Raw genomic sequence first — 9,220 nt, 5'->3', positions numbered from 1 at the left:
CCTAGCGGCCATGCTGGGCTGCAGCTGCCTCTCCCCCATGGCGCCCCTGCCCGCCCCCGAGCCCGCGCGCCATCTGGAGACCACCGCCGCGCTGCAGGCCCGCAAGCTGCGCTTCGAGGTGAACCGGATCGCCCTGCCGATCGGGGTGGAGGGCACCTTCGGCGTGATCCGCCACCCCGGCGCCGCCCTGGCGGTGCCACTGCTGGATGATGGCCGGGTGGTGGTGCTGCGCCAGTACCGCTTCGCGGTGGCGACGCGGCTGCTGGAGTTCCCGGCCGGCACCCTCGATCCGGGCGAGACCCCGCTGAGCACGATGCAGCGGGAGCTGCAGGAGGAGGCGGGCTATGCCGCCGAGCGCTGGGATCCGCTGGGGGCCCTGCTGCCCTGCCCCGGCTACTCCGACGAGGTGATCCACCTGTTCCTGGCCCGTGAGCTCACCGCCCTCAGCGAGCAGCCGGCGGGCGATGACGACGAAGACCTGGAGGTGCTGCTGATGACCCCCGGGGAGCTGGACGGGGCCCTGGCCAGCGGCGATGAGTACCTCGATGGCAAGAGCGTGACGGCCTGGCTGCGGGCCAGGCAGCTGCTGGGGCTCTGATGGCGGCAGGAGCGGGACCTGAGCGCTGGCTGTTCTGGCACCGCCGCGACCTGCGGCTGGCCGACAACCTGGGGCTGGCAGCGGCGGCGGCGGCAACCCCGGCGGTGACGGGGGTGTTCGTGCTGGATCCGGGGATCCTGGAGGCGCCCGACCTGGCCCCGGCGCGGCTGTGGTTCCTGGCCGAGAGCCTGCGGGAGCTCGCCGAGAGCTGGCGTGGGGCCGGCAGCCGGTTGCTGGTGCTGCGAGGCGATCCTGTGGTGCTGCTGCCGCGGCTGGCCGCGGCGTTGCAGGCACCGGTGCTGGCCTGGAACCGCGACGTGGAGCCCTACGGCCGCGAGCGCGACCGGCGGGTGGCAGCGGCGCTGCAGGCCAGCGGCCGGCGGGTGCTGGTGGACTGGGACCAGCTGCTGATCCCCCCCGAGGCCCTGCGCACCGGCCAGGGCGATCCCTACCGGGTGTATGGGCCGTTCTGGCGCAACTGGCGCGGGCAGGTGGCCGCCAAGGCCGGCCTGGGCAGCGCCATGGCGGGGGGCCTGGAGCCGGTGGCGGCGCCCTCGGGCCTGCGGGATCTGGGCGAGCAGGCGCTGGAGGCGCTGGAACGCTCCGGCGCGGGGCCCCTGCCCCTGGTGCAGCCCGACCCGGCCACGGGTCTGCACCTGCCCCACGACTTTTCAGGCACCGACCTCTGCCCCTGCAGGCCCGGCGAGGCCGCCGCCCTCGAGCAGCTGCAGAGCTTCTGCGATGGCGGGCCGCTGCTGGCCTACGAGCCGGGCCGCAACCTGCCCGGCGAGGCCGGCACCTCGGGGCTGAGCGCGGCGCTGAAGTTCGGCACGCTCAGCCCGCGCCAGGCCTGGGCCGCCGCCCAGCAGGCCCGGGCCCTGGTCCGCAGCACGGAGGCTGAGCAGTCGATCACGGTGTGGGAGCAGGAGCTGGCCTGGCGAGAGTTCTACCAGCAGGCCCTTTTCCATTTCCCTGAGCTGGCGGAGGGCCCCTACCGGCCCCAGTGGAAGCGGTTCCCGTGGGAAAACGACGAGGGGCACTTCGCGGCCTGGCGCGAGGGGCTCACCGGCGTGCCGATCGTGGATGCGGCGATGCGGCAACTGAACGCCAGCGGCTGGATGCACAACCGCTGCCGCATGATCGTGGCCTCCTTCCTGGTGAAGGATCTGATCTGCGACTGGCGCTGGGGCGAGCGGGCCTTCATGGCCCGGCTGGTGGATGGTGATCTGGCGGCCAACAACGGCGGCTGGCAGTGGAGCGCCAGCAGCGGCATGGACCCCAAACCGCTGCGCATCTTCAACCCCGCCACCCAGGCCGCCAAGTTCGACCCGGAGGCCATCTACATCCGCACCTGGCTGCCGGAACTGCGGCATGTGAGCAGCGCCGATCTGATCAGCGGCGCCATCGCGCCCCTGGAGCGGCGCGGCTACCCCGAGCAGATCGTGGAGCACAAACTCCAGCAGGCCCGCTTCAAGGCGCTCTATGCGGCGCTGCCGCGCTGAACTCTGCCCTGTTGAAAGAAGAGGGGCACGGGTGTGAGGAGTGCCCCGACAGGAGTCGAACCCGCCATGACCTGGGCGGGCGGTGAGGACCGGCGCCGCCAGGTGGAGATCGCTCTGGCTTGAGCATGCAGCAGCGGCAGGCGGCCTACAGATTTGCTTTACAAGAAGCAAGGAAGCCCGCCGGCGGACCCGATCCAGCGCGTCAACGGGAACTCGAACATCCGATGCAAGGCCGCAGAACAATCCAAACAGCAAAGCTATACCGCCAGAAAGGCTATGCCGCAGAAAGGCTATGCCGCCAGAACAGAAAGGTCCAAGATGATTCAGGCAGAAGTCGGCTAGGCTGCCGCTCCCGATTTCCAGCCAAGCCCCATAACCCTCCTGCAAATGATTGCGAGACCGGCGCTAAAGCATGGCGCCGCGATCAAGGCGATTAGCTGTAGAGCTTTCTCCCGGTGGCAGGCCTGGGTCCATGAAGCCAATCAACCTCGTCTTCAAGGTCACGGTCAATATATCCACGCTCGTTTTCGCCTTCAGGACCGAGGCCAAAAGCCGTGGGCTGAGCGGCAAGCATTTCAGCATCCTGCTCAACGGCCAGCGCATCGCCCTCTCCGGCAAACCCCTTCTCAGCCGCACACGCCGCAAGCTCACCCTCACCCTCGCCACGGCCGTGCGCTTCGGGGAGGTCGTGCAGCTCAGCTACAGCGGCCCCAAGGGTGATCAGACCAAGGGCGTCATCCCGAGCAGCAAGGGCCGCGACCAGAAGATCTTCAGGGACAAGGACGCCCACACCCTCACCGCCGCTCGGCCACCAGCGCCTTCTCCGACGAAGCCAATGCGGGCCCCTGCCCCGACAGTCTCCCTGACCGAATCCAGCGCCGACCCCAAGCCCACCATCAGCGGGGCCGTCTTCATCTGCACCGCCAGTCGCTGCTGGCCTCCCAACCACACGGACTCTCCGCCATCGCCGGAGGCATGGGCGTCTTCGGCATCAATGGCATGCCGCCCTCGACCGCACAGCGCATTCAGCGTCAGTGCTGCGATCGCCCGCAGCCTCCCCGCACCGTGTGAGGGACGCGATCCGCCGGGGGGAACCGCCTTGATTCTGGCGATCCCGGGCTCTGAGCCCTCTTGGCAGCAGCCACCTGACTCGAGCGCATAGCAGAGGAAGCCACAAGGCGATGGATACCGCCAAGGTTCATCAAAGAGCTGAAGGCGTCTGGATGCCTGATGGCCAGCCTGAGACCATTGCCTAGATGTGATTTCCCACCAGGTTGTTCATGCCTGCAGCTGAGCAAGCCGCTGCTGGGGGGTGAGGCCACCCAGGGCCATGTGGCACCTGCGGCCGTTATAGATCCGCAGGTAGGCCGTCAGCAGCTCGTTGCGAGCCGCTGAGGAGCCGTAGGGCATCACATACGCCCACTCCTCCAGCAGGGTCTTGATGAACCGCTCGGCCTTGCCGTTCGTCCTCGGGGTGTAGGGCCTGGTCTTCTTCGCCTTCAACCCCATGGCCTGGCAGGCTTTTCGCCAGCCATGGGACTTGTAAGCCGAGCCGTTGTCACTGAGCACCCGCCGGCACTCGATCCCCTGGCTGTTGAACCAGGCCACCGCACGGCTCAGGAAGCCCACCGTGGTCGCCGCCTTCTCGTCGGGCAAGACCTCGACGTAGGACAGGCGCGTGGCGTCATCCACCGCCACGTGCACCTTCTCGTAGCCCGCGCCCGGGGAGCTTCCCTTGCGTGGGTCGCCGGTAATCCGGTGGCCGACCCGCTCAAAGCGGGCCAGCTGCTTGATGTCGACATGGATCATGTCCCCCGGTTGCTCCCACTGGTACCGCTGCACCGGGGGTTTGGGGTCGAGGTTGCGCAGCCGGTTCAGCCCCAGGCGCCGCATCGCCCGGGCCAGGGTGGTGATCGGCACCAGCAGCAGCCGGGCGATCCTGCGGAGGGTGCAGCGCTGCTGCCTGAGCTCCACAGCCCGCTGCAGTTGCTGCGGATCGAGCGTCCGCCGCTGACCGCGGCGAACACTCCGTCGATCCGCAAGGGCCGCTGGCCCGCCTGAACGAAAGCGCGCCAGCCACTTGCGGGCGGTGCGTTCACTGATCCCGTGGTCTGCGGCCAGCTGAGCAAGGCTCCTGCCCTCCTCGAGATGCTGCCGGATCAGGCGTTCCCGACCGATCGGTGTCAGGCGGGCATTGGGGTGTGTATGCATGGGGGGTGAGGTCTTGGGCTGTTGGGTCGCACCACAACCCTGTCGGCCTCACACCCATCTGTCAGCCGGAACAACCTGGTGGCACTACACACCTAGAGTGAGGGTCCCACTTGGGTGGCAAGCCTGAGAGCGCACCCATCAAACTGGCTTCCCCCTCGGCTCCACGCCGCCGAATGCCCCCTGCCCCGACCCGGCAACAAGCTCGAACAACCAGCTGACGACAATGAAGAACAATGCCATTCGCACCATCTGTGGCGGCTCCTTCGACAAGCGAAAAACATACACATTGGACAGCGACATCCAGTGGGATGCGCTCATCTCGGGTGGACTCACACAATCTGAGCCGTCAAGGCTGAGATTCAAAATCACTCGCAGAAGCCTACTGATCACAATCAAGCATCCCCTCGACTACCTAGGCGAAGAGGCCAAAGCATTCACCCGAATCAAGCTATGGGGATCTCCCGTCTATTCTGAAAGCGACGATGTGGTGGACTTCAAGGCGAGCAGGTACAAGGGATCTTTCAAGATCAATTCCGAGTCAACCGGAACATTGGGGCGCGTGCAATTCCGCGGCACCAATGCCGAGCCTTCTGAGCTCAATATCTGCGCCTTCTTCAATGGCGAGGAGAGCCTGATTGACGACATGATTGCAAGCACCGGAAGTCTTAAGGCCAAGGGCGGCCTGGATGGGCTGAAGCAGGAAGAGATCCCCCTGCTGTTCGGCGAAACGCTCGCCTAGCTATTGTTTCTCACCAGGTTCATCAGCGGAGCAGCTCGACGAGCCGCTGCTGAGGTGAGCGCCAGGCAGCGGGGTAGCCAGCGGTTCCGTTCCTCGGAGTTCTGGAAGGCCATGGCGTAGGCCCACTCCCGGCAGATGGTCTGAATGAATCGCTCCGCCTTGCCGTTGGCTTTGGGCGTGTCCGGCCTGTACCAATGGAGGTATTCACGTTAACATCTTCGGGGCCGTTGGCATCGGGTTGATGGCCAGCACCCAGCGCCTGTTTCAGAACCTCTTGCATGTGGCCCATGGTCTCGGTAGCCGCGTCCATGAGGAATATTCATACTAGATTCTCCTTCAGCGCTTCGCCGACCACCAGCAACTCAGGCGTCTCGGCCGGCAATCCTGCGAGCTAACTCATCGACCGAGGTGCCGGGTTCACCTACTCCAGCGGCACCTTGACGTCATCGAGTCGTGGAGCGGGGTGGGCGCGGGTTTCGATGACCAAGACTCTATTCCAAACAGAATTGTAGTTCCAGTGGATCTGTCGATCCGTCGTCCGACGATCATGCCAGTGTCATCGCACTGGCTTACGCATAGGAGCACGCCGGGGTGGAGACAGCGCTCAGCAGATGTGGCTCCCAGCGCCAGAGTTAGCTATAGGATGTCCGTACTGGCAGCTCCGGTCGTCGGTGCTTCGGGTCTACCAGCAGCTGCTATAAGAACGGGACGATGGCTGGTGATTCGGTCCGTGCCAGGCGTTGTCAGAGAGCCGCAACATCGAAAACAGCTATCAGCAAACGCCCTTCAGGCAGATTAGCTGGGCTCATGGAAACACACACAGGGGAGCCTTTACTGCCCACTCCTCACAGAGAGCCCGGACTGATTCAGCTGCCCAACAGATCGTTGTGTCTATGTCATCGTTCAGATCATGCTCCCTGAACATCTCGTCTGAGTAGCGCGAGAACTTTTCAGGGTGAGAGATATTGCGGTTGGCGTTACCACGTAGTCTCTTTGCAAGATATTCTTCGTAGGATTTAGTGAAATAATGATTTATCTGTGCAGGCAGAAATGAAACACTATTGGCATATCCACGTATATCCATCTCTAGTGGCTCACCGGAGGCCATGACGCTTTTGCCTGCTCGCATTGTTGTGGCATGTATGTGTGCGGCGCCAGCGTGCTGCGGGCGGAATACGCATTTGACGTGCCGATTAACACTTGCATTTAATAGGGAAGCCCTGGTGAAGCGTTCGATAACAAGGCCATTGGCGGCCTTTCTTTGACCTGCAGATCCAAAGACACGCCAATTAAATGCGATGCTCGAAATGTCATCTGAATACTGTGCGAGCAGATTATTAATAGATTGTCGCGAGTGGATATTGAAAAACTCATCTGCGTCGAGAAAGACTAGCCAATCAGTAAGGCAGGCTTTGATCGCATGCTTGTATGCGGAGATCTGTGGCGAGCCACGCTTGTTGCGCCAAGGCATGCAATAGTCAAGTATGCCTGCCGTGGCGAGAGCATTTAGATACTCGCCGCTATTGTCGGTGCTATCGTTGTCATAAATATGGATGCGGTCGAAACCAACAGCGCGGTGGTATGCAATCCATTCTGCGATATACGGCTTCTCGTTCTTCATGATCGCACAGAGCGTAATCGTCATGCTGCTAGCTTGCTGATTCTTCCCGAAATTACCATCAACTATACATGCTTCGTTGATCGCGGTGATGCTTGGACTGACTCTAGGTAGACTCTGAAAAGCCTGGCTTGATCGTGTGGACAATAGAGAAATCAACTCTAGCCAGCACTAGCTGTTGTTTCTCACCAGGTTCATCAGCGGAGCAGCTCGACGAGCCGCTGCTGAGGTGAGCGCCAGGTAGCAGGGCAGCCAGCGGTTCCGTTCCTCGGAGTTCTGGAAGGCCATGGCGTAGGCCTACTCCCGGCGGAGGGTCTGAATGTAGACGCAGTCGGCCGGAGGCCATATCGCTCCGCCTTGCCGTTGGTTCTGGGCGTGTAGGGCCTGGTGCGGATGTGCCAGAGCCCGAGATGCGGCAGGCCTTGGCGAACGCCCTGGAGACGTAGGCGGGGCCGTTGTCGCTCATCACCCGCCGGCACTCCACACCCTGGGCGTTGAACCAGGCGACCGCCCGGCTCAGAAAGCCGATCACCGTTGGCTTCTGCTCGTCCGCCAGGACCTCGACGTAGGCCAGACGAGTGGCGTCGTCCACGGCGACATGGACCTTGTCGTAGCCGACGCCATAGGAGCGCCCCTGCTGGCGATTGCCGGTGATCCGGTGCCCCGCCTTCCGGAACCTCGCCAGGGACTTGACGTCGAGATGGATCAGGTCGCCTGGCCGCTCCCACTCGTACCGCTGCACCGGAGGCCTGGATTCCAGGTTCCTCAGTCGCCCGAGACCCAGACGGCTGAGGGCCCATGCCACGGCGGAGAAGGATGCCTGCAGGAGCCGGGCGATGTGCCGGAGGTGCAGCCGCTGATGGCGCAGATCCACGGCCTGCTGGAGTTGCTGCGGATCGAGCGTCCGCCAGGGAGGCTGGAGCACCTGAGCGGTAACCAGCCAGCCAGCGGTAGGCGCAGCGCAGACTGATCCCGTTCTCGGTGGCCAGCTCACGGGGGCTGCGGCCTTGCTCCAGGTGCTGGCTCACGAGCCGAAGGCGGCCCTTCTGAGTCAGACGGGCATTGCGATGGCTATGCATGGAGGCGTGAGGTCTGGGTTGGTGGGTCTCACCTCAACCCGTAGCGGCCTCACACCTCCTCGGCCACTGACCAACCTGCTGAGACAGAACACCTAGCTTCAAGAAAGGGTCACAAACACCTGCCTCGCCGACCACCTCAGCCGAAGGGACGCGCCCACTGCGCCGAACCTTCAGGCGGCGAAGCTGCGGGGCTGGGCCTCGGCGCTGGAGCCGGAGCTGCTGCCATGGCAGCTGGCCGTGGCCGCAGGCACGGTAGAGCCTGGGCTGGCCAGCACCTGCGCCAGCACCTCCACCACCCGCTCCTGCTGAGCCGTGGACAACTCGGGGAAGATCGGCAGGCTCAGCACCTCGGTGCACAGCCGCTCGGTGACCGGCAGGCTGCCCGGGCCGTAGCCGAGCTGCGCGTAGGCCGGCTGGCGGTGGATCGGGATCGGGTAGTAGATGATCGTGCTCACCCCAGCCTCCTGCAGCTGCTGTTTGAGCCAGTCGCGGCAGCAGGCCTCCGGCAGCCCAAAGGCGGCACTGTCGGCGGCGGGGGTGCAGGCCACGCCCCCGATGGATGAACAGGCCGCTGCGCCCGCGGCGCAGGCCGGCACCCGCATCACGAACTGGTTCCAGCTGTGGCCCTCGGGACCCTCGGCCGGCAGCACCACCCCAGGCAGCCCGGCCAGCTGGCCGTGGTAGCGGGCGGCGATGGCCCGGCGGGCCTCCAGCCAGCGGGGCAGATGGGGCAGCTTCACATTCAGCACCGCCGCCTGCAGGGCATCGAGGCGGCTGTTGTAACCCAGCTCGGTGTGCAGATAGCGGCGCGGCATGCCGTGCACCGCCAGCTCCCGCACCCGCTGGGCCAGGGCCGGGTCGTGGCAGGTCACGGCGCCGCCATCACCGGCGGCACCGAGGTTCTTGGTGGGGAAGAAGCTGAAGCAGCCCGCATCCCCCCAGCTGCCCACCGGCTGGCCTTGCCACTGGGCACCGGTGGCCTGGGCGCAGTCCTCCACCACCCACAGGCCGTGGCGCTTGGCGATGGCACACACCCGCTCCATGTCCACCGGGCGACCGAACAGGTGCACCGGCAGCAGCACCCGCGTGGCCGGCGTGATCGCCGCCTCCAGCTGCTCCAGATCGATCAGGTAGGTGACCGGGTCCACATCCACGAACACCGGTGTGGCACCCACGCTGCTGATCGCCTCGGCCGTGGCGAAGAAGCTGAACGAGGCCGTGATCACCTCATCGCCCGCCCCCACCCCCAGCCCGCGCAGGGCAAGGATCAGGGCGTCGGTGCCGCTGTTGCAGCCGATCGCGTGGAGCACGCCGCAGGCCTCGGCGAAGGCGGTTTCGAAGCCCGCGATGGTGGGGCCGCCGATGTACTGGCCGCTGTGCAGCACGTCGAGCACAGCGGTTTCCAGGGCCCCACCCAGCTCCTGGATCTGCTCGCCGAGGCTGAAGGGGGGCACATTCATGCAGCAGACCTTA

General features: G+C 64.9%; 8 protein-coding genes and 2 pseudogenes. 4 read left to right on the top strand and 6 right to left on the bottom strand.

Translation table 11 applies throughout. The features are described from left to right. Positions 1–37 precede the first annotated feature (37 nt). The 3 genes from ACLD7X_RS02725 to ACLD7X_RS02715 all read left to right on the top strand — a co-directional run bounded on the left by ACLD7X_RS02725 (position 38) and on the right by ACLD7X_RS02715 (position 3,262). Positions 38–598 (top strand): NUDIX domain-containing protein, encoded by a 561-nt coding sequence (locus ACLD7X_RS02725; RefSeq protein ID WP_411421926.1) that lies wholly within the window; start codon positions 38–40, stop codon positions 596–598. Next, complete coding sequence (locus ACLD7X_RS02720; RefSeq protein WP_411421920.1) at positions 598–2,100, top strand: FAD-binding domain-containing protein; 1,503 nt, start codon at positions 598–600, stop codon at positions 2,098–2,100. The genes ACLD7X_RS02725 and ACLD7X_RS02720 overlap by 1 nt, the downstream gene beginning before the upstream one ends. Positions 2,101–2,572: 472 nt before the next feature. Continuing rightward, positions 2,573–3,262, top strand: a complete 690-nt coding sequence (locus ACLD7X_RS02715; protein WP_411421919.1) for a hypothetical protein — start codon at positions 2,573–2,575, stop codon at positions 3,260–3,262. A 116-nt stretch (positions 3,263–3,378) separates the two neighbouring features. Here the strand turns inward: ACLD7X_RS02715 and ACLD7X_RS02710 are convergent, their stop codons facing one another. Further along, on the bottom strand, positions 3,379–4,311 hold the full coding sequence (locus ACLD7X_RS02710) for an IS481 family transposase (RefSeq protein WP_411421918.1): 933 nt from the start codon (positions 4,309–4,311) through the stop codon (positions 3,379–3,381). Positions 4,312–4,534: 223 nt separating this feature from the next. On the opposite strand from ACLD7X_RS02710, the gene ACLD7X_RS02705 reads away from it, so the two are divergent. Further along, complete coding sequence (locus ACLD7X_RS02705) at positions 4,535–5,050, top strand: hypothetical protein (protein ID WP_411421917.1); 516 nt, start codon at positions 4,535–4,537, stop codon at positions 5,048–5,050. A gap of 74 nt (positions 5,051–5,124) precedes the next feature. Here the strand turns inward: ACLD7X_RS02705 and ACLD7X_RS02700 are convergent. The 5 genes and pseudogenes from ACLD7X_RS02700 to ACLD7X_RS02680 form a co-directional block, all read right to left on the bottom strand. Further along, a pseudogene (locus tag ACLD7X_RS02700) lies at positions 5,125–5,238 on the bottom strand (integrase core domain-containing protein); the annotation flags it as partial. A gap of 617 nt (positions 5,239–5,855) precedes the next feature. Beyond that, on the bottom strand, positions 5,856–6,671 hold the full coding sequence (locus ACLD7X_RS02695) for a glycosyltransferase family 2 protein (RefSeq protein ID WP_425625051.1): 816 nt from the start codon (positions 6,669–6,671) through the stop codon (positions 5,856–5,858). A 103-nt stretch (positions 6,672–6,774) separates the two neighbouring features. Then, positions 6,775–7,410: a DDE-type integrase/transposase/recombinase gene (locus tag ACLD7X_RS02690; protein WP_411421925.1), complete on the bottom strand. Its 636-nt coding sequence runs from the start codon at positions 7,408–7,410 to the stop codon at positions 6,775–6,777. Between the two features lie 178 nt (positions 7,411–7,588). Further along, a pseudogene (locus ACLD7X_RS02685) lies at positions 7,589–7,747 on the bottom strand (leucine zipper domain-containing protein); the annotation flags it as partial. 170 nt (positions 7,748–7,917) lie between these two features. Beyond that, positions 7,918–9,207: a DegT/DnrJ/EryC1/StrS family aminotransferase gene (locus ACLD7X_RS02680; RefSeq protein ID WP_411421915.1), complete on the bottom strand. Its 1,290-nt coding sequence runs from the start codon at positions 9,205–9,207 to the stop codon at positions 7,918–7,920. Positions 9,208–9,220: the final 13 nt, after the last annotated feature.

The organism is Aphanothece microscopica RSMan92, assembly GCF_046613545.2.
GTDB lineage: Bacteria > Cyanobacteriota > Cyanobacteriia > PCC-6307 > Cyanobiaceae > NIES-981.
Note: the sequence above shows the minus strand (reverse complement) of the source record. Positions and strands in the feature narration are given on the sequence as shown.